Origin of the sequence: Phenylobacterium sp. LH3H17, assembly GCF_024298925.1 — a bacterium.
In the GTDB taxonomy this organism is placed as follows: Bacteria; Pseudomonadota; Alphaproteobacteria; order Caulobacterales; family Caulobacteraceae; genus Phenylobacterium.
In genome coordinates, this window is record NZ_CP101283.1 from 583,770 (window position 1) to 605,363 (window position 21,594).

19 protein-coding genes and 1 pseudogene are annotated in these 21,594 nt (G+C 69.1%); 13 read left to right on the forward strand and 7 right to left on the reverse strand.

All coding sequences use genetic code 11. The features are described from left to right. Positions 1-65: 65 nt before the first annotated feature. Complete coding sequence (ykgO, locus tag M9M90_RS02915; protein ID WP_254835668.1) at positions 66-191, forward strand: type B 50S ribosomal protein L36; 126 nt, start codon at positions 66-68, stop codon at positions 189-191. Positions 192-202: 11 nt separating this feature from the next. Further along, complete coding sequence (locus tag M9M90_RS02920; protein WP_254835669.1) at positions 203-808, forward strand: HAD family phosphatase; 606 nt, start codon at positions 203-205, stop codon at positions 806-808. Here M9M90_RS02920 and folE read toward each other — a convergent pair. Then, the gene (gene folE / locus M9M90_RS02925; protein WP_254835670.1) at positions 805-1,401 is read right to left on the reverse strand and encodes a GTP cyclohydrolase I FolE; all 597 of its coding nucleotides are present in this window, start codon (positions 1,399-1,401) and stop codon (positions 805-807) included. The two genes, M9M90_RS02920 and folE, sit on opposite strands and share 4 nt — an antisense overlap. A 132-nt stretch (positions 1,402-1,533) precedes the next feature. On the opposite strand from folE, the gene M9M90_RS02930 reads away from it, so the two are divergent. Continuing rightward, entirely contained in the window at positions 1,534-1,800 is a 267-nt protein-coding gene (locus M9M90_RS02930) for a DUF2312 domain-containing protein (protein ID WP_254835671.1), read from the forward strand. Next, positions 1,797-2,114: a hypothetical protein gene (locus M9M90_RS02935; RefSeq protein WP_254835672.1), complete on the forward strand. Its 318-nt coding sequence runs from the start codon at positions 1,797-1,799 to the stop codon at positions 2,112-2,114. The genes M9M90_RS02930 and M9M90_RS02935 overlap by 4 nt, the downstream gene beginning before the upstream one ends. Positions 2,115-2,275: 161 nt before the next feature. Here M9M90_RS02935 and M9M90_RS02940 read toward each other — a convergent pair whose 3' ends face one another. After that, complete coding sequence (locus tag M9M90_RS02940) at positions 2,276-3,775, reverse strand: sigma-54 dependent transcriptional regulator (RefSeq protein ID WP_254835673.1); 1,500 nt, start codon at positions 3,773-3,775, stop codon at positions 2,276-2,278. Between the two features lie 113 nt (positions 3,776-3,888). Continuing rightward, positions 3,889-4,512, reverse strand: a complete 624-nt coding sequence (locus tag M9M90_RS02945) for an acetyltransferase (protein WP_254835674.1) — start codon at positions 4,510-4,512, stop codon at positions 3,889-3,891. A 139-nt stretch (positions 4,513-4,651) separates the two neighbouring features. Between M9M90_RS02945 and M9M90_RS02950 the strand changes: the two genes are divergently transcribed. From M9M90_RS02950 to M9M90_RS02980, 7 genes and pseudogenes are all read left to right on the forward strand, one after another. Further along, positions 4,652-6,820, forward strand: a complete 2,169-nt coding sequence (locus M9M90_RS02950) for a tetratricopeptide repeat protein (protein ID WP_254835675.1) — start codon at positions 4,652-4,654, stop codon at positions 6,818-6,820. Positions 6,821-6,907: 87 nt separating this feature from the next. Next, positions 6,908-7,252 (forward strand): helix-turn-helix transcriptional regulator, encoded by a 345-nt coding sequence (locus tag M9M90_RS02955; RefSeq protein WP_254835676.1) that lies wholly within the window; start codon positions 6,908-6,910, stop codon positions 7,250-7,252. A 33-nt stretch (positions 7,253-7,285) separates the two neighbouring features. After that, positions 7,286-7,765: an SRPBCC domain-containing protein gene (locus tag M9M90_RS02960; protein ID WP_254835677.1), complete on the forward strand. Its 480-nt coding sequence runs from the start codon at positions 7,286-7,288 to the stop codon at positions 7,763-7,765. 10 nt (positions 7,766-7,775) lie between these two features. Further along, positions 7,776-8,186, forward strand: coding sequence for a DoxX family protein (locus tag M9M90_RS02965; RefSeq protein WP_254835678.1), 411 nt, complete (start codon positions 7,776-7,778; stop codon positions 8,184-8,186). Between the two features lie 240 nt (positions 8,187-8,426). After that, on the forward strand, positions 8,427-10,556 hold the full coding sequence (locus M9M90_RS02970) for a PQQ-dependent dehydrogenase, methanol/ethanol family (protein WP_254835679.1): 2,130 nt from the start codon (positions 8,427-8,429) through the stop codon (positions 10,554-10,556). A 253-nt stretch (positions 10,557-10,809) separates the two neighbouring features. Next, a pseudogene (locus tag M9M90_RS02975) lies at positions 10,810-10,911 on the forward strand (hypothetical protein); the annotation flags it as partial. Positions 10,912-10,974: 63 nt separating this feature from the next. Beyond that, positions 10,975-12,768, forward strand: a complete 1,794-nt coding sequence (locus tag M9M90_RS02980; protein WP_254835680.1) for a M3 family oligoendopeptidase — start codon at positions 10,975-10,977, stop codon at positions 12,766-12,768. A 3-nt stretch (positions 12,769-12,771) separates the two neighbouring features. On the opposite strand, the gene M9M90_RS02985 is transcribed toward M9M90_RS02980, so the two are convergent. After that, the gene (locus tag M9M90_RS02985) at positions 12,772-13,602 is read right to left on the reverse strand and encodes an AraC family transcriptional regulator (protein WP_254835681.1); all 831 of its coding nucleotides are present in this window, start codon (positions 13,600-13,602) and stop codon (positions 12,772-12,774) included. A 95-nt stretch (positions 13,603-13,697) separates the two neighbouring features. Here M9M90_RS02985 and M9M90_RS02990 point away from each other — a divergent pair, with 95 nt between their 5' ends. Continuing rightward, complete coding sequence (locus M9M90_RS02990; protein ID WP_254835682.1) at positions 13,698-15,152, forward strand: amidase; 1,455 nt, start codon at positions 13,698-13,700, stop codon at positions 15,150-15,152. A gap of 28 nt (positions 15,153-15,180) precedes the next feature. Here M9M90_RS02990 and M9M90_RS02995 read toward each other — a convergent pair whose 3' ends face one another. Further along, complete coding sequence (locus M9M90_RS02995) at positions 15,181-16,395, reverse strand: acyl-CoA dehydrogenase family protein (RefSeq protein WP_254835683.1); 1,215 nt, start codon at positions 16,393-16,395, stop codon at positions 15,181-15,183. Positions 16,396-16,529: 134 nt separating this feature from the next. Here M9M90_RS02995 and M9M90_RS03000 point away from each other — a divergent pair, with 134 nt between their 5' ends. Next, complete coding sequence (locus M9M90_RS03000) at positions 16,530-18,680, forward strand: beta-glucosidase (RefSeq protein ID WP_254835684.1); 2,151 nt, start codon at positions 16,530-16,532, stop codon at positions 18,678-18,680. Between the two features lie 3 nt (positions 18,681-18,683). On the opposite strand, the gene M9M90_RS03005 is transcribed toward M9M90_RS03000, so the two are convergent. Then, positions 18,684-20,051, reverse strand: a complete 1,368-nt coding sequence (locus M9M90_RS03005; RefSeq protein WP_254835685.1) for an amidohydrolase family protein — start codon at positions 20,049-20,051, stop codon at positions 18,684-18,686. Then, the gene (locus M9M90_RS03010; protein ID WP_254835686.1) at positions 20,051-21,484 is read right to left on the reverse strand and encodes an amidohydrolase; all 1,434 of its coding nucleotides are present in this window, start codon (positions 21,482-21,484) and stop codon (positions 20,051-20,053) included. The genes M9M90_RS03005 and M9M90_RS03010 overlap by 1 nt, the downstream gene beginning before the upstream one ends. Positions 21,485-21,594: the final 110 nt, after the last annotated feature.

Sequence of the window (21,594 nt, forward strand, 5' to 3'; positions counted from 1 at the left end):
GCCCGTATACGCGCCCGCTCTGTAGATAACCCCGGTGCTTCCAAGCCGGCGCCCGAGATAGGTCCATGAAGGTCAGAAGCTCGCTCAAGACGCTCAAGACTCGCCACCGCGATTGCAAGCTGGTGCGTCGCAAGGGCGTGATTTTCGTCATCAACAAGACGAACCCGCGCTTCAAGGCGAAGCAGGGCTGAGGCTCCTCGGGATGGCTGTGAGAGCCGTCCTCTGGGACATCGGCAATGTTATCGTGCGCTGGGACCCGCGCACGCTCTACGCCAAGTTTTTCAAGGAACCGGCCGCAGCCGACCGGTTCCTTTCGCATGTCTGCACCATGGATTGGCACGCCGCCCACGACCGGGGCGTGACCTTCGCGGACAACCGCGCGCCGCTGCTCAAGCGCTTTCCCGACCATGCCGAGGCCATCCACGCCTGGGAGACCCGGTGGTGGGAGATGTTCTCCGGGCCGATCGCCGAGACCGAGGCGGCCATCGAGGCCCTGCACGCGGCCGGTGTGCCGCAGTATGGCGTCACCAACATGTCCCACGAGACCTTTCCGGGCACGATCGCCATGAGCCCGGCCTTCGCGCGCCTGAAGGACTATGTGGTCTCGGCTCATGATGGGGTGATGAAGCCCGATCCCGCCTTCTTTGCGCTGGCCTGTGAGCGCTTCGGGCTTGAGCCGGGCGAGGTGTTCTTCGTAGATGACAGCGAGAAGAACATCGTCGCGGCCCGCACCTTCGGCTTCGACGCCCACCACTTCACCGACCCGGCCGCCCTGCGACCGGCGCTGGAAGCCCGGCACCTGCTCTAGCCGTTACGCACCAGCTCGAAGAACTCCTGCCGGGTCCGCGCATCGTCGCGCACCTCGCCGGTCAGGTGGCTGGTGGTCAGGCGCGAGCCCGGGGTGTTCACCCCGCGCATGGTCATGCAGCTGTGCTCCGAGACGATCACCACGCCGACGCCCTTGGGCTTGAGAACGCTGTCGATAGCGCCGGCGATGTCGGCGGTCAGCTTCTCCTGGATCTGCAGGCGGCGGGCGAAGCCGTGCACCACCCGGGCCAGCTTGGATATCCCCACCACCCGGTCGCGCGGCAGGTAGCCCACATGGGCTTTGCCCAGGAACGGCAGCATGTGGTGCTCGCAGAAGCTCACCACCCGGATGTCCTTCAGCACCACGAGCTCGTCATAGCCTCCGACCTCCTCGAAGGTCCGGGCCAGATAGTCGGTGGGGTCGGTCTCGTAGCCCGCGAACAGCTCCTTGTAGGACCGCGCCACCCGCGCGGGGGTCTCCAGCAGGCCTTCGCGGTCCGGGTCGTCGCCGGCCCATTCGATCAAGGTGCGGACGGCGGCCTCGGCCTCCGACTGGGTGGGCCGGCGCCTCGGCGCCTCGTGGGGTTCGGACATGGGATGACTCCGCCTGGGTGCGTCATGAACGGCTTCGCCGCGGCGAAGGTTCAGCGGGCGGATGACAGGCGCAGGCCGCGCCGCTAGGGTCCCGCGCTTTCCGACCTCCCCGACTTGTGAGACGCTTTACCCATGTCCGACGACAACGCCCACGGCGACATCCTGAACCAGGCCGCCCAGGGCCAGCTGAAGAGCATCATCGAGCGCATCGAGCGCCTGGAGCAGGAGAAGTCCGAGATCTCGGAGCAGATCAAGGAGGTCTTCGCCGAGGCCAAGGGCAACGGGTTCGACGTCAAGATCCTCCGTAAGGTGGTGCGCATCCGCAAGCAGGACCGGGCCAAGCGCCTGGAAGAGGAGGCCATCCTCGACCTCTATCTCGCGGCCATGGGAGAGATTTGAAGCGAACCCCGCCAGACCGGAAGGCGCAGGCCAAGCGGGCCGCGCTGAACGCCCTGAAGCGCGTCCGTCGCCAGGCGGACCGCGCCGAGGTCAAGCTTTCCGACTGGGAGGGCGAGTTCCTGGGCTCGGTGGAAGAGCGGGTGAAGACCTATGGCCGCGCCTTCGCTGACCCCGAGAAGGGCGGCCCGGGCGCGGCCTTTTCCGTCCTGCAATCGGTGAAGCTCAAGGAGATCGCCGCCAAGGCCAAGGGCGAGAAAAAGGACATGACCCGCAAGCCGTTCAAGCGGCGGGTGAAGCCTTATTCGGAAGACTGAACCAACCGAGATGTTCCCCCTCTGTCGCGTCGCCGAAGAGGGCGACGCGCCACCTCCCGCACGAGGGGAGGATCTAGATCTACAGCGCCCGCGCCGCGCGGACGGTTTCGGCGCGCTGGGCGGCGAGCCGACCTTGGCGGATCAGCTCGCGCAGGCGTTCGTCACGCAGCTGCGGTCTCAGAACCGTCGGCTTCATCTTCGGATCCCTTCAGGACGTCGTCGAGGCCCTGTTCGCGGACCTTTCGGTAGAGGGTGGACCGGCCGATGCCGAGGCGCCTGGCGACCTCGCTCATGTGGCCGGCATAGATCTCGATGGCGAGCTGGATGAGGTCGCGTTCGATCTCCTCCAGGGTCCGCAGGTGGCCGCGGTTGTCGAGGATGCGCACCGGGGCGTCGGCCGACATCTCGGCCACAAGCTGTTCGGCGGTCGGCAGTTGCACCGGGGCCCGACCGGATGGCGAGGCCAGCGCCTCGGGCGGCGGGGCCGCCACGCCGGAGATGGCCGGGAAGTCGTACGGCTGCAGATAGGGGGCGTCGGCGAGCACGATGGCCCGATAGACCGCGTTCTCGAGCTGGCGGACATTGCCCGGCCAGTCATAGGCCGTGAGGAAGGCGAGCGTCTCGGCCGAGGCGCCGACCACGGTCTTGCCCTCCTCGACGTTGAAGCGGCGCACGAAGTGATCGAGCAGGGCCGGGATATCCTCGCGCCGGTCGCGCAGGGCCGGGGCCTCCATCGGGAAGACGTTCAGGCGATAGAACAGGTCTTCGCGGAACAGGCCGTCCTTCACCGCCTGGGCGGGATCGCGGTTGGTGGCCGAGACGATGCGGACATCGACCTTGATGGAGCGCTTGGAGCCCACTGGGTCGATCTCGCTCTCCTGCAGGGCGCGCAGAAGCTTGACCTGGGTGTCGAGCGGTAGCTCGCCGACCTCGTCGAGGAACAGGGTGCCGCCGTTGGCCTCCTGGAACTTGCCCACATGCTTGTCGGTGGCGCCGGTGAAGCTGCCCTTCTCGTGGCCGAACAGGATGCTTTCGACCAGGTTCTCGGGGATGGCGCCGCAGTTCACAGCCACGAAGGGCTTGCCGGCGCGGTCGGACGAGCCGTGCACGGCGCGCGCGATCACTTCCTTGCCGACCCCGCTCTCGCCCGTGATCAGAATGGGGATGGAGGACTTGGCCGCCCGCTCGCCCATGCGCTTGATCATGGTCATGGCCGGGCTGTCGCCGACCATGTCGGCGAAGGTCATGCGGCCGGAGGAGTGTTTCTTGAGGCGGTCGACCTCGCCCTTCAGCGCGCCCATGGAGAGCGCGTTGCGGATCGAGACGATGATGCGCTCCGGCGAGGCCGGCTTGATGAAGAAGTCGCAGGCGCCCGATTGCATGGCCTGGACCACGGTGTCGATGCCGCCGGTGGCGGTGACCACGATGACCGGGGTGGTGAAGCTGCGCGCGCGCATCTCCTTCAGGGTGTCCTGGCCGCTCATGCCGGGCATGACCAGGTCCAGCAGGACGATGTCGGCCGCGGCGCCCGATTGCAGGCGCGCGATCGCCGCCTCGCCGCTCTCGGCGTGGGCGACGGCGAAGCCGTCACGCTCCAGGACCGACTGGATCAGCCGGCGTTGCGTCGGGTCGTCATCGACGACGAGGACCGTCTTGGTCATTGGAAAAACACCCACACTTGAAACCGGACGCTCGTCTGCGTGGACGAGGCTCGTTGACCCGGATTGATACAGGGTCGGGGTAAAGGCGGGGTTTCGGAGTCCTGAGTCGGGGGTTAACGCGGCTTGGGCGGCAGAGGCCGCGCGGGGTTGCCGACCACGGTGACGCCGTCGGGCACGTGGCGCACCACCACCGCCCCGGCCCCCACCGTCGCGCGGGCGCCGACAATGACCCCGCCGATGATGACCGCGCCCAGGCCGATGAAGGCCCCGTCGCCGATGGTCACATGGCCGGCGGTGTGTGCGCCCGGCGAGATGGACACGCCATCGCCGAGCACATTGTCGTGGTCGACGGTGCAGGCGGTGTTGAGCACGCAGAACCGCCCGATCCGGGCGTCCGATTGCACGATCACACCGGCCGAGATGATCGTGCCCGCGCCGAGGGTCGCGGTGGTCGAGAGGATCGCGCTCGGGTGGACCACCACCGGCAGGGAGCCGCCCCGCGCCAGGATGGCCTCGAGCAGCGCGCGGCGGGTCGGCCCCTGCACCGCCACCACCAGGTCGTGGGCGGCCAGGAAGGCGGGATCCTGAAGGCGGCTCTCGTCGCCCAGGCGAGCCAGGGGCGTGGTCGGCGGCTGCGGATCGGGGCCGGCGTCCAGATAGCCGGCCAAGGGCGCGCCGCGCGCGGCGGCGACCTCCGCGACGATGCGGGGAAGCGATCCGGGGCCGGCGCCGATCATGACCAGGGGTCTCATGAATCAAGAGTGCCGTGACCCGCCACGAGGGCGCAACCCGGGGCTTCACCTGTTCTCGCTTTGGAGCATAGTGCCGAGGTTATCCGTGGGGGCGGCCTTGGGTTTCCGGCACTTCCTCAGCGAATTGAAGAAACGCAACGTGGTCAGGGTGGCCGGCGTCTACACGGTCACGGCCTGGGGAGTCTTCCAGGTCGCCAAGACCATCTTCGAAACCCTCGACTTTCCGAAATCGGTCTCCGCCTTCACCCTGTTGTTGCTGGCCCTTGGCTTGCCGGTCGCTCTGCTCGTCTCGTGGGCCTTCGAGCTCGGTCCCGACGGTTCGATCCGCCGGACCAGCGACAGCGGCGAGGATGAGCCGAAGCGACGGCTGAACTGGATGGACTGGACGGCCCTGGCGGCCATGGCCGCGGTGGTGGTCGTGTTCGTCGCCACCGCTTTCGGTTTGGCCGGGTCCCTGGGCCGGGAGGGTGGCGCCGGCCTGCGCATGGGCACGCCGCCCAGCAAGTCGGTGGCGGTCCTGCCCTTCGCTAATTTCAGCAAGGCCGCGGACTCCGAGTACTTCGCCGACGGCCTGACTGAAGAGGTCACCAATAGCCTGGCCCAGGTGCCGGACCTGAAGGTCGCCGGCCGCACCTCAGCCTTCTATTTCAAGGGCAAGAACGAGGACGTCCGCGAGATCGGCCGCAAGCTGAACGTCGCCCACGTGGTGGAGGGCAGCGTGCGCCGCTCGGGCGACCGGCTTCGGGTCACCTGCCAACTGGTCAGCGTCAAGAACGGCTTCCACCTGTGGTCGGAGACCTATGACCGCACCATGGACGACGCCTTCGCCATCCAGACCGAGATCGCCGACGGCGTCGCCGAGGCGCTGAAGGCTGAGCTGGGCGCGGGTGGGCGGGCTGAGCGTCCGGTGCGGCGCGATCCCGAGGCCTATCGCCTGGAGGTCGTCGCCAAGGGTCAGGTGCGCCAGAAGGGCAAGGCGCAGCTGCTCGCCGCCCAGGCCATCTATCGCCAGCTGATCGAGATGGAGCCCGACAACGCCGAGGTGCGCGCCGACTACGCCTACGCCACGGCCTACTTGGCGCAGAACCACCTGGAAGGAGACTTCCTGCCGGCGGTGCGCGACGCCGAGGCTCAGATCGCCAGGGCCCTGGAGCTCAATCCCAAGTCCTCCTCGGCCTATGTCGCCAAGGGAATGCTCAGCGCCATCCGGTTCATCCGGGAAGGCCAGCAGAGCGCCGAAGGCCAGGCCGAGGCCGCCTACAGGCGGGCCGTGGAGCTGGCGCCCCGGGATCCCGAGGCGCTTAGCCTCTATGGCGACTTCATCGCCGGGAGCCGGCCGCAGGAGGCGGTGACCTATCTGCGCCGGGCGTTGGAGATCGATCCGCTCGATCGCGTCGCCAACAACGCGCTGGCAGGCTCGCTCTTCGCCACCGACAAGCTGCAGGAGGCCGAGCGCCGCTACCGGATGAATGTCGAGCTGTTCCCGGAATACGTCGACTCCAAGGAGCAGCTCGGGGACGTCTTGGCCGAGCAGGGCCGGCTGGATCAGGCAGTAATCTGGTACCGCCTGGCGGCGGCGCCCAAGACCGATCCGGCGGCGTCGATCCAGCTGGCCAACTACTACTACAATCTCGGCATGCCCCGCGAAGCGGTCGCGGCCCTGGACGACTGGAAGGACAAGCCGGTCATCGGGCCGATCGTCGAGGCCATCAGGTTCCTCGTGGCCGGCGACTATCAGGGTCTGATGCGGCTCGCCCAGGCCGGGCTGGCCCAGCCCGAGCCCGATCCCGTCTGGCGCAGCGGCGTCGTCCTGGCCGGGGCGCATCTGGGCCAGTTCGACCTCGCCCGCGAACAGTTGCTGGTGACCTCGCCGGAGCTGTTCCAGCCGGCGCCCAAGGTCTCGCTCCGGCTCGCCAGCGACGCGGTTGGCGCGGCCTATGTCATCCAGCAGACCGGCGACCAGGGGCAGGCCCGCCGGGTCGCGCAAGCCGTGCTCGCCGCCACGGAGCCAAGGCCCGGCCTGCGCCAGATGAACGCCCGGCGCATCGCCCGCGTCAAAGCCTACGCGATGCTGGGCGATAAGGAGCGCGCCCTGGCCGAGCTTCGCGCCGCTATCGACGCCGGCTACCGGGCTCTCTACGACATCGACGCCTTCACCCGGCTCGACCTCGACCCGACGACCCAGTCCCTGCGCGGCGACGCCCGCTTCAAGGCCATGATCCGCGAGGTCGAGGCGTCAAACGACGCCATGCGCCGGAGCATCCTCGCTCGCGCGCCGGGCCTCGCCCCGTAGGTCCGATTTCCGCGGGCTTCGGAGGCTTGCATCGCGACTTCGTCCGGTGTATTAAACCAATCAGTTGTCAACTAGTTAGTTAAATTCGTGAACCCAGATCGCCTAAGCGCCACCCTGTCGGCGCTCGCCGACCCTACCCGGCGGGGCATCCTCGCCCGACTAACGGCCGGCGACGCGACGGTCGGCGAACTGGCGGCGCCCTACGACATGAGCTTGGCGGCGGTGTCCAAGCACCTGAAGGTGTTGGAAGGGGCGGGCCTTATCTCGCGCAGTCGCGAAGCCCAGTGGCGACCCTGCCACCTGGAGCCCGAGCCACTGGCCGACGTCTGGTCGTGGCTGAGCGACTACCGCCGCTTCTGGGACCGCAGCCTCGACAGCCTCGGCACGTATCTGGCGACGATGCAAAAGCCGCCCGGCCAGGGCGGCGCCTGACCTCTAGACCCCCACTCTCGAAGGAACCCCGTCATGCAAACCATAGTAGACGCCGCATCCACGGACGCAGCCGTCATTCTCATCACCCGGACATACGACGCGCCGCGCGCCCTGGTCTGGACCGCCCTGACCGATCCTACCCATGTGGCGGCCTGGTACGGCGGCGAGGGCTTCAGCAGCCCCGTCTGCGAAATGGACGTCCGCCCCGGCGGCCTCTGGCGGCACGTCATGCGCGCGCCCAACGGCATGGAGTTCGGCATCGACAGTGTGTTCACCGAGGTGGTCCCCCCTGAACGCCTGGTCTGGACCTCGGCGGCCAAGGATCGGCCCGCCGGCGGGCCGCCGGTGGCGGTGAACACCGTCACGCTGGAGGACCTGGGCGGCACGACCCGCTGGACCCTCGAGGCTCGCTTCGAGAGCCTGGCCGATCGCGACCTCAGCGTCCGCATGGGCTTCGGCCACATGGTCAGCCAGGGCGCCGAACGTCTGGCCGCTCATCTCCAATCCATGTGAGGAGGTTCCAATGTCCCTGTCGAAGGCTTTCCAGTCCCGCCCGGCCCGGATCGTGAGCTGGGTCCTCACCGGACTGGTGGGGCTGTTCATGGCCATGGATTGCGGGATCAAGCTGGCGAAGATCCCCCAGGTCACCGAGTCCTTCCACCGGCTCGGCTATTCCGGCGACATCTCGCTCGGGCTCGGCCTGACTGAGCTGGCGATCATGATCCTCTATCTGACCCCGCGGACCGCGGTGCTGGGCGCGATCCTCATGACCGCCCTGCTGGGCGGCGCCATCACCAGCCACCTTCGGGTGGGCGATCCGTGGCCCAGCCACATCCTGTTCGGTGTCTATATCGGCGTCATGGCCTGGGGCGGGCTCTTTTTGCGCGACCCCCGGCTACGGGACATCATGCCGTTCCGCTCGGCGGACGCCTGACCCGCCTCGTCCATGCATAGCGGCGGTGCGAAAGGCTTGCCGATCGTGCCGCCCAGCTTGACCATGATCCTGGATTTCGAGGGTCAGCCGATGCACTTCGGCCACTACGCCGCCTCCGTCGCCGCCTGGGTCGCCGACCGCCGCAAGGCCGCCTGACCCGGCGGCATGCTTGCCCACGGCGACGTTCCGCGCATAGTTCCTCCCAAAGGCCGCGAGTGAACGGCCCATTGGGAGGCGACCATGAACACGCTGAAACTGGCGGCGGCGCTCGCCGCCACCGCCCTGCTCGCCGCCTGCGGCCAGTCCGGGACCAAGGCGGGCGATGTTGACGGCGCGCGGATCGCCGCGGCGAGCGGCAACGGCGAATGGCTCTCCTACGGGCGGACCTATGACGAGCAGCGCTACAGTCCGCTCGACAAGATCAACGCCTCCAATGTCGGCGGGCTCGGCCTGGCCTGGATGCACGAGTTCGACACCGATCGCGGCCAGGAGGCGACGCCGATCATGGTCGACGGGGTGCTTTACACCACCACCGCCTGGTCCAAGGTCTACGCTTTCGACGCCAAGACCGGCGAGCTCAAATGGTCCTACGACCCCAAGGTCAAGGGCGAGAAGGGTTTCGACGCCTGCTGCGACGTGGTCAATCGCGGCGTCGCGGTGTGGAAGGGCAAGGTCTATGTCGGCACGCTCGACGGGCGGTTGGTGGCGCTGAACGCCGCCGACGGAACCGAGGCCTGGTCCGTCCAGACCACCGACACCGCCAAGCCCTACACGATCACCGGCGCGCCCCGCGTCATCAAGGACAAGGTGCTGATTGGCAACGGCGGCGGCGAGTATGGCGTCCGCGGCTACCTCTCGGCCTATGACGCGGCCAGCGGCAAGCTGGTCTGGCGGTTCTACACCACGCCCAACCCCACCGGGGCGCCCGACAACGCCGCCTCCGACAAGGTCATGAAGGAGCGGGGTGCTTCCACCTGGTTCGGCGAGGGCTGGAAGGCCACCGGCGGCGGCGGCACGGTCTGGGACGCCATGGCCTACGACCCCGAACTCGACCTCCTCTACGCGGGGGTCGGCAACGGCTCGCCCTGGAACCATGTGAAGCGCTCGGACGGCAAGGGCGACAACCTGTTCCTGTCCTCGATCCTGGCGCTCAAGCCCGACACCGGCGAATATGTCTGGCACTACCAGACCACGCCGGGCGAGAGCTGGGACTACACGGCCACCCAGCACATCATGCTGGCCGACCTGACCGTCAACGGCGCCCCGCGCAAGGTGCTGATGCAGGCGCCCAAGAACGGCTTCTTCTACGTGCTTGACCGCGCCACCGGCGCGCTGATCTCCGCCAAGCCCTTCGTGCCGATCACCTGGTCCTCCGGCGTCGACATGAAGACCGGCCGGCCAATCGAGAACCCAGGCGTGCGTTACGAGAAGGCGCCGTCGCTGCAGATCCCGGCCCCGTTCGGCGCCCACAACTGGCACCCCATGGCCTTCAACCCGAAGGAGGGCCTGGTCTATATCCCGGCCCAGACGATCCCGTTCGCCTACACCCCGGACGCCGGCTACAGCTACCGGGCCGGCGGCTGGAACGTCGGCACCGACTTCCTGGCCAACGCCCTGCCCACCGACAAGGCCCAGCTCGCCGCGGTCAAGGCCATGGTGAAGGGCCAACTGATCGCCTGGGACCCGGTGGCCCAGAAGGCCCGCTTCACCATCGAGCATCCGCACTTCTGGAACGCCGGCGTACTGTCGACCGCCGGGGGCCTGATCTTCCAGGGCGCGGCCCAGGGCGAGTTCGCGGCCTATAGCGCCGGCGACGGCAAGAAGCTGTGGACCTACGAGACCGACAACGGGGTGATCGCCCCGCCCTCGACCTACGAGATCGACGGCGAGCAGTATGTCGCCCTGATGGTCGGCTATGGCGGGGCCGGCGCCCTGTCGGCGCCCTTCCTGCTGCCCGACCGTCCGCGGCTGCCGGGCCGGCTGATGGTGTTCAAGCTTGGCGGCAAGGCTGTCGCGCCGGCCTATGTGCGGCCGGAGGTGGCGACCCTCGACCTGACCGCCGTGACCTCGACCGGCGACGCCAAGCGCGGCTTCGCCCTGTTCCACCAGAACTGCCAGGTCTGCCACGGCCCGAACGCCACGGGGACCTACCTGCCCGATCTGAGACGCTCGCAGATGCTGCTCTCGGCCGAGAGCTGGAAGTCCGTGGTGATCGACGGGGCCTCGGCCTCGCGCGGCATGGCCAGCTTTAGCCGCTTCTTCGACGCCCAGGGCGCCGAGGATCTGCGGGCCTATGTGCTGACCGAGGCCAAAGGCGCTGCGGCTCCCGCGGTCGCGCCGGCCAAGGGCGGGCCTCCGCCCAAGACCTGACCCAGACTTGTCATCCTCCGGCTTCAAAGACCGGAGGATGACGACTGTCCGGACGGTCGCAGGCGGTTAAAGTTCGCCCATGATACCGGTGTCCAGATAACTCCTCGCCGCGTCCGCTATCCTCCTGCTCGGCGCGGCCAGTCCCGCCGGACCGCATACCCTCGAGTTCCCGATCTGGTCCGGTCCCGCGCCCGGCGGCGAGCACGCCACGGCCAGGGAAGAGGTCATCGAGCGGCGCAAGTCGCCCGACACCGAATTGCATGTCTTCGAGGAAGGCGGCCACAGCTTTGGCCTGCGCTACGCCGTCGGAAAGCCGGTGGCGGCCTGGCCGCAGATCACGCTGAAGTGGATTTAACGGAAGGGGTTTATGTCGGCTGCCCGCTAGGAGCCCCGGCAGGGAGCGGCTATCAGTCCGCCCATGAACGCTCCCGTGAAACTAGACGCCCTGCCCGAGTGGCGGCTCGACGACCTCTATGCCGGCCGCGACGATCCTCGCATCGAGACCGACCTGGCCGCCGCCAAGGCCGCCAATGACGCGCTGGTGAAGCTGAAAGGCCGCTTCGTCGCGATGCGCGGCCACCCGCTGCGCCTGGGCGAACTGCTCGACCACGGCATCACCCTGTACGAGACCGCGACGAACGGCCTGTGGGGCGTCGGCGCCTATGCCTCGCTGTCCGCTTCCGTCGCCCGCGACGACGCGGCCTGGGCCAAGTTCGAGGGTGACCTGCGGACCCGCTCCTCCCAGATTGCCGCCGAGAGCCTGTTCTTCACCCTCGAACTCAACCAGCTCGAGGACAACGAGATCGAGATGGCCTTCAAGGCCCATCCCCCCGCCGCCCGCTGGCGGCCCTGGATGCGCCGCGTGCGGCTGTCGCGGCCGCATGAGCTGTCGCCGGACCTGGAGCGCATCCTCATCGACCGGGGTCCGGCCGTGGCGAACTGGACCCGTCTCTACGACGAGACCCTGGCCCGGCTGACGGCCAAGGTCGGCCGCGAGAACCTGACTTTGCCCGAGGCGCTGAACCGCCTGTCCGACCCCGACGCCGCCCGCCGCAAGCAGGCCGCCCAGGGCTTGGCCAAGGCCCTGGAGGAGCGCACCCCCAACCTGGCGCTCGCCATGAACACCCTGGCCTTCGAGAAGCAGGTCGAGGACCGCTGGCGGAAATATCCCGGCCCCGCCGCCTCGCGCCACATCGCCAACGAGGTGGACGCCGACGCCGTCGAGGCCCTGGAGGCCGCCGTGGTCGAGGGATACCCCTCGATCAGCCACCGGTACTATGCGCTCAAGGCCAAGGTCATGGGCCGCAAGACCCTGGACTATTGGGACCGAAACGCTCCGCTCGATACGGCCCAGCCGCGCACCTACGGCTGGGACGAGGCCAAGGGCATGGTGCTGGAGAGCTTCTCCGACCTGGCGCCCAAGTTCGCCGACACGGCCCAGACATTCTTCGCTCAGCCCTGGATCGACGCCCGGCCCCGGGCCGGCAAGCAGTCGGGCGCCTATTCCCATCCGGTGACCGCCAACCGCCACCCCTATGTGTTCTTGAACTATATGGGCGAGCGGCGCGACGTCCTGACCCTGGCCCACGAACTGGGCCACGCCGTCCACCAGACCCTGTGCAGCCCGCTCGGCACCCTGCTGGCCGACACCCCCCTGACCCTGGCCGAGACCGCTTCGATCTTCGGCGAGGGCCTGGTGTTCGAGCGCCTGCTGGCCGGCGCCTCCAAGGCCGAGCGGATGGGCCTTCTGGCGGGCAAGATCGAGGACGGTCTCAACACCGTTGTCCGTCAGATCGCCTTCCACCGGTTCGAGACCCGCTTCCACGCCGCGCGGCTGGAGGGCGAGCTCGCGCCCGACCACATCAGCGGCCTGTGGCTGGACGTCATGTCCGAGAGCCTCGGCCCGGCCGTGAAGCTCAACGCCGGCTACGAGCACTACTGGGCCTATGTCAGCCACTTCGTGCATGCGCCCTTCTATGTCTACGCCTACGCCTTCGGCGACCTGCTGGTGCGCGGCCTGATGGAGAAGCGCCGCGAGGATCCCAAGGCCTTCGCGCCCCTCTACGAGGACCTGCTCGCCGCCGGGGGCACCCGCACCTATGTCGAGGCCCTCAAGCCCTTCGGCCTGAACCCCCGCGAAAAGGCCTTCTGGGCGGCGGGCGTGAAGCAACTCGAGCGCCTCGTCGACGAGTTCGACGAACTGGTGGGGTAGGGGCTAGCCCAGCGGGATCCAGATCTCGAGGCCGCCATAGCCGGTCCGGGTGTCGAAGGTCGGCATGTGGCGCTCGATAGTTGGCGCCTCGGCGAGGGTCTTGCCGTTGTCCGGCAGCCACTCGTTCCAGATCGCGCCATAGGTCTGTCGGATGGTCGAGACGTGGTCGTCGTGGGCGAACACCGCATAGTCGCGCGACGGGATGCGCAGGCGTTCGAAGTCGCTCGGAACCCCGAAGAAGTCGCGGACCTCGGCGGCTGCCAGGTAGGCGAATCGGCCCTCGTCGTCCGGATCGGCCACCACCCCGATGGGGATCGGCTGCACCCGGTTTCCGACCTCGCCGAACCGCGGCCCGAACCGCCGCCAGAGGCCGGTGATCGTCGGCCCGTCCTCGAAGGCGCAGCGTTGGCCTAGGCCCGCCGCCAGGATCTCGCCCGCGGCTTCTATCCGGGGGGGCGGCAAGGGTGGAGCCGTCCGGCTGGGGGCGATCATAGGCTCGGCCAGGACCAGGCCTTGGGTGGAACCTCGCCGGCGGATCGCCTCCGGCGTCGCGCCGAACTGAGCGCGAAATGCCCGCGAGAAGGCCTCGTGCGAGGCGTAGCCGCTCTCCAGCGCCAGATCGAGGATGTCGCCGGCGCCGCCGGCCAGGGCCTTGGCGGCGTCGCTGAGCCGGCGGCCGCGCACATAGTCCATCACCGGCCGGCCGGCCACCTCGCGGAAGGTGTGGGCCAGGTGGTGGCGCGAGACGCCGCAGGCTTCCGCGATCCCGGCCAGGCTCAGGTCGCGGCCCAGGTTGCGGTCGATGGTCCAGAGAGCCCGGTTGGTCAGCGACATGCATCCACACTTTCGCGACCCGCAATCCCGATCAAGCCCGCGCGCCGCAGCCGGGCTAGGCAATCGCCGACCGTCCGCCGCCAGGGAGCCGCGCCATGGAATATCGAACCGCGACCCGCCTCGCCGCCGATCTACGCTCGCGCCAGGTCTCGGCCGCGGAGCTGCTCGACCAAACCATCGACCGGATCGAGGCCCTGGACGGGGCGATCAACGCCGTGGTGGTCCGCGACTTCGACCGCGCGCGGGACGAAGCCCGCCAGGCTGACGCGGCCCTTGCCGCGGGCGACACGCGGCCGTTGCTGGGCTTGCCCATGACCGTGAAGGAGGCCTTCAACGTGGCGGGCCTGCCCACCACCTGGGGGCTGCCGGGCATGCAGGACATCCCGGTTCTCGAGGACGCCGTGGTCGTGGCGCGCCTCAAGGCGGCCGGCGCGATCATCATCGGCAAGACCAATATCCCGACCATGCTCGCCGATTGGCAGAGCGCCAACCCGGTCCATGGCGTCACCCGCAATCCCTGGGATATGTCGCGCACGCCCGGCGGATCGTCCGGCGGCGGGGCCGCGGCCCTGGCCGCGGGCCTCGTGTCCTTGGAATATGGCTCGGATCTGGCCTCATCGCTGCGGGCGCCGGCCCACTACTGCGGCGTCTACGCGCACAAGCCCTCCCACGGCCTGACCCCATCCCGCGGATTTGCGCCACCCGGGGCGCCGACAAGCTGCCCTGCCCCGGTGATCGATCTCGCCGTCGTGGGGCCGATGGCCCGCAGCGCCGACGACCTCGCCCTGGCGCTCGAAGTCACCGCCGGCCCCGACGACCATGAGGCGGTGGGCTTTCGCCTCCACCTGCCCCCGCCACGCCACGCCGCACTGAAGGACTATCGCGTGCTGGCCCTCGATCGGCATCCACTGCTGCCGACCTCCGACAGTATCCGCGTCGCCTTGGCCGACCGCGCCGCACGGCTGGCGTCCCTGGGCTGCAATATCGGCCGGGAGAGCCCGCACCTGCCGGACTTGGCGCAGATCGCGGCGACCTTCGTCGAACTGCTGATGGCGCAGATGAGCGCCGACACAGCGGACGAGACCTACGCCCAGGCCCGCATGGCCGCCGAGCGCCTGCCGACGGGGGCCGATCCCATGGCCTCGGCTGCCGTGCGCGGCGGCGCGCTCAGCCATCGCGACTGGATCGCCGCCGACCGCCTGCGCACGGCCTTCGCCCACCAGTGGCGCGCGCTGTTTCACGACTGGGATGTGGTGCTCTGTCCATCCATGCCGACCCAGGCTCCGCCGCTCAACGGCCCCGGCGGGCCGGCCATGCTGGAGATCGACGGCATCGCCGTCCCTTATGAGGCGCAGCCACTCTGGGGGACGCTCGCCACCCTGACAGGCAATCCGGCGACCGCCTTCCCCATCGGCCTGGACGCTGCGGGTCTGCCGATCGGGGCCCAGGCGATCGGGTCCTTCCTCGAAGACCGCACGACCATCGCCTTCGCAGGCCTGATGGAACGCGAGTTCGGCGGTTTCGTGCGGCCGCCCCCGTGGGACGGATGACCTTTAATGGTTCCGGTCATCCCCGCCGCTACAGCCCCAGGACCGCCTTGGCCATGATGTTGCGCTGGATCTCGTTCGTGCCGGCATAGATCGAGCCCGCCCTGTCGTTCAGGTACTTGGCCGCCACCGTCAGGCTGTGGTCAGGCCCGACATGGCCCTGGTCGGCGGGCGGCCGGTAGTTGGGCGTCGGGCCGCCGGGCCGCGTGGCGTGGGGCTGGTAGGCGGCGGCGTAGTCGCCGGCCGCCTCCAGGGCCAGTTCGGTCAGCCGCTGGCTGAGCTCGGTGCCGACGGTCTTCATCATCGAGGACTTGGCGCCGGGCGCGTCGCCTTGGCTGAGGTTCGAGAGGATCTGCAGCTCCACCGCGGCCAGGGCGTCGATCTCGATGGAGAGTTGGGCCAGGCGCGAAGCGAAGCCGGGAGCGGCCAGCACGCCTTCCTTGGCGGCCATCTCCCGGATGCGGTCGAGCCGCGCCTTCAGGCCGGGCGTCGAGACCCCACCGCCGCGCTCGAACTCCATCAGGTACTTGGCGACTGTCCAGCCCTCGCCGACCTTGCCCACCACATTGGCCTTGGGGACGCGAACGTCGGTGAAGAAGACGTCGTTCTGGATGTGCTCTCCCGACAGCATCAGGATCGGGCGCACCTCGATCCCCGGCGCGGCCATGTCGATCAGCAGGAAGGTGATCCCCTGCTGAGGGATGCGCTCCTGGGAGGTGCGCACCAGGCAGAAGATCCAGTTGGCGACATTGGCGTGGGTGGTCCACAGCTTGTGGCCGGTGCAGACGAAATGGTCGCTGTCGTCCACCGCGGCCATCTGCAGGGAGGCCAGGTCCGAGCCTGAGCCGGGCTCGGAATAACCCTGGCACCACTGGTGCTCGCCGGTCAGCATGCGCGGCAGGTAATGGGCCTTCTGCTCGGGCGAACCATGGCCGATGAGCACCGGGCCGCACATGCCGATCCCCATGGGTGACAGGGGCGGAGCGCCGGCGGCGGCGAGTTCGCTGGCGAATATGTAGCGCTGGGCCGCGCTCCAGCCGCAGCCCCCATACTCCACCGGCCAGGCCGGCGCCGCCCATCCGCGGGCGTGCAGGATCGCCTGCCAGGCCACGGAGAGCTCGTGAGGGGCGTAGACGCTGGTCATCAGCCGCGTCTCATGTCGCATGGCCGGGGTCAGCTCAGCGTCGAGGAAGGCGCGGACCTCGTCTCGGAAGGCGAGGTCTTCCGGGCTCCAGGCGACATGCATCGGGCGCTCCCCATCGGCTTTGCGAGGCATGTTGAACAGGTGACGGACGGGCAGGCTAGTCCTCGCGGCCGTGTCGACCTCGACGCCCAAACTGGCTAGCGTCCAGCGCAATCGCGCTTCAGGAGACGACCCACATGCAGCCCTGGATGAACACGGCCCTGTCGCCAGACGCGCGGGCCGAGCTGCTGATCGCCGAGCTGACCCTCGACGAGATGATCTCCTTGGTCCACGGCCCCATGCCGGCCCTGGTCTCTTCCCCGCCGGCCGACGCGGCGATGGGAGCGGGCTACATCCCCGGCGTGGCGCGCCTGGGCATCCCGCCGCTGAATGAGACGGACGCCAGCCTTGGGATCGCCAACCCGCGCAAGGTCCGCCCCGGAGACGGCGCCACCGGCCTGCCGTCGGGCCTGGCGCTCGCCTCCACCTGGGATCCGGAGCTGGCCTACGCCGCCGGGGCCATGGTCGGCTCCGAGGCCCGCGACAAGGGCTTCAACGTGCTGCTGGGCGGCGGCGCCAACCTGACCCGGGAGCCGCGCTGCGGGCGCAATTTCGAATATCTGGGCGAGGATCCGCTGCTGTCCGGGGTGCTGGCCGGCGAGGCGATCCGCGGCGCCCAGTCCAACGACATCGTCTGCACGCTGAAGCACTTCGCGCTCAACGACCAGGAGACCTGCCGCCACGTGGTGGACGCCCGCATCGACGAGGGTGCCTTACGCGAGAGCGACCTATTGGCCTTCCAGATCGCCATCGAGCGTGGCGATCCAGGCTCGGTCATGTGCGCCTATAACCGGGTCAACGGCGAATGGGCCGGAGAGAACGACTTCCTGCTGAACCAGGTGCTGAAAGCCGACTGGGCCTACCCCGGCTGGGTGATGAGCGACTGGGGGGCGGTGCACACCACGGCCAAGGCGGCCCTGGCCGGCCTCGATCAGGAGAGCGGCGAGCAACTCGACAAGCAGGTCTTCTTCGGTGAGCTGCTGAAGGAGGCGGTGCAGCAGGGCGAGGTGCCGTTCGAGCGGCTCGCGAACATGGTCCACCGCATCCTGCGCAGCCTGATCGCCCACGGGGTATTCGACCGGCCCGCCGAGCGGCGCGAGACCGACTACGAAGCCAACGCCAAGGTGGCCCAGGCCGCCGCCGAGGCCGGTATCGTGCTGCTGAAGAACGACGGCGTCCTGCCGCTCTCGGGCGTCCGCAAGGTGGCGTTGATCGGAGCCCATGCCGATGTGGGCGTGCTGTCCGGCGGTGGCTCGTCCCAGGTGATCGCGCCGGGCGAACAGGGGCTGGAGATCCCGGTGACCATGGGGCCGTCCTCGGCCTTCTCGCGGATCACCTACCATCCCTCCGCGCCGCTGGCCGCCCTGCGGGGCCTGCTGGGCAATGTCGCCGTGTCCTATGACGCCGGGACCGATCCCGTGACCGCCGCCGAAGCCGCCCGCGACGCCGACGTGGCCATCGTCTTTGCCGACCAGTGGTGCACCGAGGCCGAGGACCTGCCGACGCTCAGCCTGCCGGGCGGCCAGGACGCCTTGATCGCCGCCGTGGCGGCGACGGGGGTGAAGACCGTGGTGGTGCTGGAGACCGGGACACCGGTCCTGACGCCGTGGCTGGATGAGGTCGCCGCCCTGCTGCAGGCCTGGTATCCCGGCGTGCGCGGCGGCGAGGCCATCGCCCGGGTCCTCACGGGCGAGGTCAATCCCTCGGGCCGCCTGCCGATCAGCTTCCCGCGCTCCACCGACGACCTGGTCCGGCCTCAGATCCCCGGCATGATCTTCGGCCCGCCGGTGGAGGGGAAGACCATCCCCACCTCCTTCCCGGGCGTGCAGCAGCACAAGGGCCGCTTCTCCGTGGAGCACCCGGAGGGCGCCGACGTCGGCTATCGCTGGTTCGCCCGGGCCGGCAAGCCGACCCGGTTCCCGTTCGGTTTCGGCCTCTCCTATTCGCGGTTCGGCTATTCGGGGCTGACCGTCGAGGGCGGCGAGACCCTGACCGTGAGCTTTGACGTCACCAATATCGGCGACCGGGCCGGGATCGACACGCCGCAGGTCTATGCGACTGTGGCCGGCGGACCGCGGCTCATCGGCTGGTCGCGCGTGGCCCTGGCCGCGGGCGAGACCCGCCGGGTGACCGTGACCGCCGATCCGCGCCTGCTGGCGAGCTACGATGTCAGCCTGCCCGGCTGGCGCATCGCGGCAGGCGTGGTCGCGGTGGCCGTCGGGACGTCGGCGGAGACGATGACCCTGCGCGGCGAGGCGACGCTCGCGGCTCGGACATTGAAGCCTTAACCCCTACTTTGGGTACGCTGCCGGATAGGGGCCGTTGAGGGTCTTGTAGCGATCCCGCAGCTCGGTCTGCCGCGAGGTCATCGGCTGGCTCACGCCCTTGATGTATACCGCCGTGGCCTGGGAGAGCGGCTCGAGCGGGTCGCCGGTCCAGATCACCAGGTCGGCGTCCTTGCCGGCCTCAATGGAGCCGATGGTGTCGGACACCCCGAAAATCCTGGCTGGATTGATCGTCACCGCCGCCAGGGCCGCTGAATAGGGCATGCCATAGGCCACCGCGTTGCCGGCGTTGTAGCGCATCTCCCGCACCCGGTGGGCGCCGCCCGACCCCTCGATGGCGACCATTACGCCCGCAGCCTGCAGGCGCGCGGCGTTCTCCAGGGTGGAGGCCAGCAACTCGAAGCTCTCAGGCCGGTCGCTCAGCGGATCGGTCAGGACGGGAACCCCGGCCGCGGCGATCTCGCGGGCGGCCATCCAGCCCTCTTCGGCGCCGCTGAGGATCAGCTTGACCCCTTCCTCGCGGGCGAATTTCAGCACCGCGCGGATGTCGGAGACCTTGTGCGCCGACGCGATGATCGGCATTCGGCCCTGGATCACGGGGATCAAGGCCTCGAGATCGGCCTTGGACAGGGCCAGGTCGCGCACCCCGGCCCGGTCATAGGCGGCTTTGTCGCGCATGTAGTCGCGCACGTCGCGGAAGGCGGCCTTCAGCGCCACGATCTCGGCCCCGCGCGCGCCGCCGGCCACCTTGGCTCCGCCGTCGCCGAAGGGCACCACCATGCCGACCTTCGGTTTGACCAGGATGTCGGGTCCGTCGGCCAGGTGGATCACCGCTGCCTGGCCGGCGAACAGGGCGTGGGACTTGGAATCCCCGCCGCCGCCGGCCGTGTACTGCTCGGCCTCGCCGCCGTCGTCGGCGTGCTCGCCGCCTCCGCCGCCCCGCGCCGGGATGGGCGTGACGATGGCCCGGGTGATGCCGGCCAGCCGCGCCACCGGGATCAGGGTGGAGTCCGGGTTGAGCGCGTACTGGACGTCGAAGGACGCGCCGATGTCTGGGTTGTCGACGGTGAGGTCGTCGCCCAGCGAACGGACCTCCACGGCGCCCAGCAGGGTATTGGTCGCCACCAGGCCCGGCGTCACGGTTGCGCCCTTGGCGTCGATGACGGGGATGCCCGAGGCGATCGACAGCGCCTTGTCGGCGCCTGCAACGGCGGTGATCTTGCCGCCCACCACCAGGATGGTCCCGTTGGCGATCTCGCCCGCCGGACCGGCGGTGAGTATCCGCGCATTGGTGATCGCCAGGTTCTGGGCGTGGCCGGTCGAGGCGAAGGCGGCGAGGGTCAGGGCCGCGAGGCTGACGGATAGGGTACGCATCAGCGGTTGGCCCCCTGGCCGAGTTCGAAGTCAGACTTGGGCTGGTAGCGCGGGTCCTTGCGGTCGTAGGCGATCGCGCCGTCCAGATAGACCCGCTCCGCGCGGGCATAGATCGAGAAGGGGTTCTTGTCCCACAGCACCACGTCGGCCCGCTTGCCGGGCTCCAGGGCGCCGGTGTCGGTGAGGCCCAGCGCCTTGGCCGGGTTGGCGGTGATCCACGTCATCGCCTCGGCCTCGCTGATCGTGAGGCCTCCCGCGCGGCCGGCGGCGAGCGCCTCGGCGGCTTCCTGGTTCAGGCGCTGGATGACGTCGGGGTCGTCGGACTTGATGATCGCGCAGCCGCCGGCGGCGTGGACGAGGGCCGCATTGGCCTCAATGCCGTCCCAGGCTTCCAGCTTCGAGCCCCACCAGTTGGCCCAGGTGGCGGTGCAGATGTCGTTCTTCGCCAGGATGTCGGCGACCTTGTAGGCCTCCGAGGCGTGGTGGAAGGCGGTGATCTTGTAGCCGAACTCCTGGGCGACCCCGATCATCTGGATCATCTCGTCGGCCCGGTAGCAGTGGTTCTCCACCAGGATTTCGCCTTTCAGCACGCCCACCAGGGTGTCGAGCTGCAGGTCGCGCTTGGGCGGATCGGCTTTCTCTCCACGATCGGCCTTGGCGCGGTAGTCGTCCCACTTGCGGCCGTAGTCGGCCGCGTTGATCCAGGCGGTGCGGTAGCCGGCCACATTGCCCATCCGGGTCGAGGGCGCGCGGGTGCGGCCGCCATAGACCCGCTTGGGGTTCTCGCCGCAGGCCATCTTCAGGCCGTAGGGCGCGCCGGGATACTTCATGTCCTGAGTGGTGCGGGCCGGCACGTTGCGCAGGGTGACGGAGCGGCCGCCGATCAGATTGCCGGACCCCGGCAGCACCATGATGGTGGTCACGCCCCCGGAGCGGGCCAGATTGAAGCCCGGGTCCTGCGGCCAGACCGAGTGCTCGGCCCAGACCCCGGCGGTGTTGGGATCTGTCAGCTCATTGCCGTCGGAGTGGGCGGGCACAGCCGGAGAGGGATAGACGCCGAGGTGGGAGTGAGTGTCGATCAGGCCCGGGGTCACGTACTTGCCGCGGGCGTCGACCAACTCGTAACCGGCTGGAGCGGCCAGGCCCGCGCCCACCGCCTCGACCTTGCCTTCGCGCATCAGCACCGTGCCGTTCTCGATCAGGCCGCCGGTCCCGGTGAAGACGCTGGCGCCGACCAAGGCGGTCGGCCGCGACGGCAGTGGGCGGTAGGTGGAGGCGTAGGGATCGCCATTGTTGGCGGCGTCCAGGCCCTTGGCCAGGGGGCGCGCCTTGGCGCTCTCCCCGGTGGGTTTCTTGGTGGGCGCGGCGGCCGTGGCGCACCCGCCCAGGGCCGTGGCCGCGATCAGCGCGACCGCCGTCCAAACTCTTCTCATCCCGGAAATCCCCACAGGCTCTTACTGGCGATAAGACACCACAGAGCTTGCCGGAAACAAGCCGATCCGGAGGATTATTTTGCGCAATTGGGGAGTTACCGGGCACGGGC

Excerpts from the sequence above, each read along its gene's own strand:
- ykgO (WP_254835668.1), top strand. The coding sequence starts at position 66 with ATGAAGGTCAGAAGCTCGCTCAAGACGCTCAAGACTCGCCACCGCGAT.
- M9M90_RS02920 (WP_254835669.1), top strand. The coding sequence starts at position 203 with ATGGCTGTGAGAGCCGTCCTCTGGGACATCGGCAATGTTATCGTGCGC.
- folE (WP_254835670.1), bottom strand. The coding sequence starts at position 1,401 with ATGTCCGAACCCCACGAGGCGCCGAGGCGCCGGCCCACCCAGTCGGAG.
- M9M90_RS02930 (WP_254835671.1), top strand. The coding sequence starts at position 1,534 with ATGTCCGACGACAACGCCCACGGCGACATCCTGAACCAGGCCGCCCAG.
- M9M90_RS02940 (WP_254835673.1), bottom strand. The coding sequence starts at position 3,775 with ATGACCAAGACGGTCCTCGTCGTCGATGACGACCCGACGCAACGCCGG.
- M9M90_RS02945 (WP_254835674.1), bottom strand. The coding sequence starts at position 4,512 with ATGATCGGCGCCGGCCCCGGATCGCTTCCCCGCATCGTCGCGGAGGTC.
- M9M90_RS02960 (WP_254835677.1), top strand. The coding sequence starts at position 7,286 with ATGCAAACCATAGTAGACGCCGCATCCACGGACGCAGCCGTCATTCTC.
- M9M90_RS02965 (WP_254835678.1), top strand. The coding sequence starts at position 7,776 with ATGTCCCTGTCGAAGGCTTTCCAGTCCCGCCCGGCCCGGATCGTGAGC.
- M9M90_RS02970 (WP_254835679.1), top strand. The coding sequence starts at position 8,427 with ATGAACACGCTGAAACTGGCGGCGGCGCTCGCCGCCACCGCCCTGCTC.
- M9M90_RS02980 (WP_254835680.1), top strand. The coding sequence starts at position 10,975 with ATGAACGCTCCCGTGAAACTAGACGCCCTGCCCGAGTGGCGGCTCGAC.
- M9M90_RS02985 (WP_254835681.1), bottom strand. The coding sequence starts at position 13,602 with ATGTCGCTGACCAACCGGGCTCTCTGGACCATCGACCGCAACCTGGGC.
- M9M90_RS02990 (WP_254835682.1), top strand. The coding sequence starts at position 13,698 with ATGGAATATCGAACCGCGACCCGCCTCGCCGCCGATCTACGCTCGCGC.
- M9M90_RS02995 (WP_254835683.1), bottom strand. The coding sequence starts at position 16,395 with ATGCATGTCGCCTGGAGCCCGGAAGACCTCGCCTTCCGAGACGAGGTC.
- M9M90_RS03000 (WP_254835684.1), top strand. The coding sequence starts at position 16,530 with ATGCAGCCCTGGATGAACACGGCCCTGTCGCCAGACGCGCGGGCCGAG.
- M9M90_RS03005 (WP_254835685.1), bottom strand. The coding sequence starts at position 20,051 with ATGCGTACCCTATCCGTCAGCCTCGCGGCCCTGACCCTCGCCGCCTTC.
- M9M90_RS03010 (WP_254835686.1), bottom strand. The coding sequence starts at position 21,484 with ATGAGAAGAGTTTGGACGGCGGTCGCGCTGATCGCGGCCACGGCCCTG.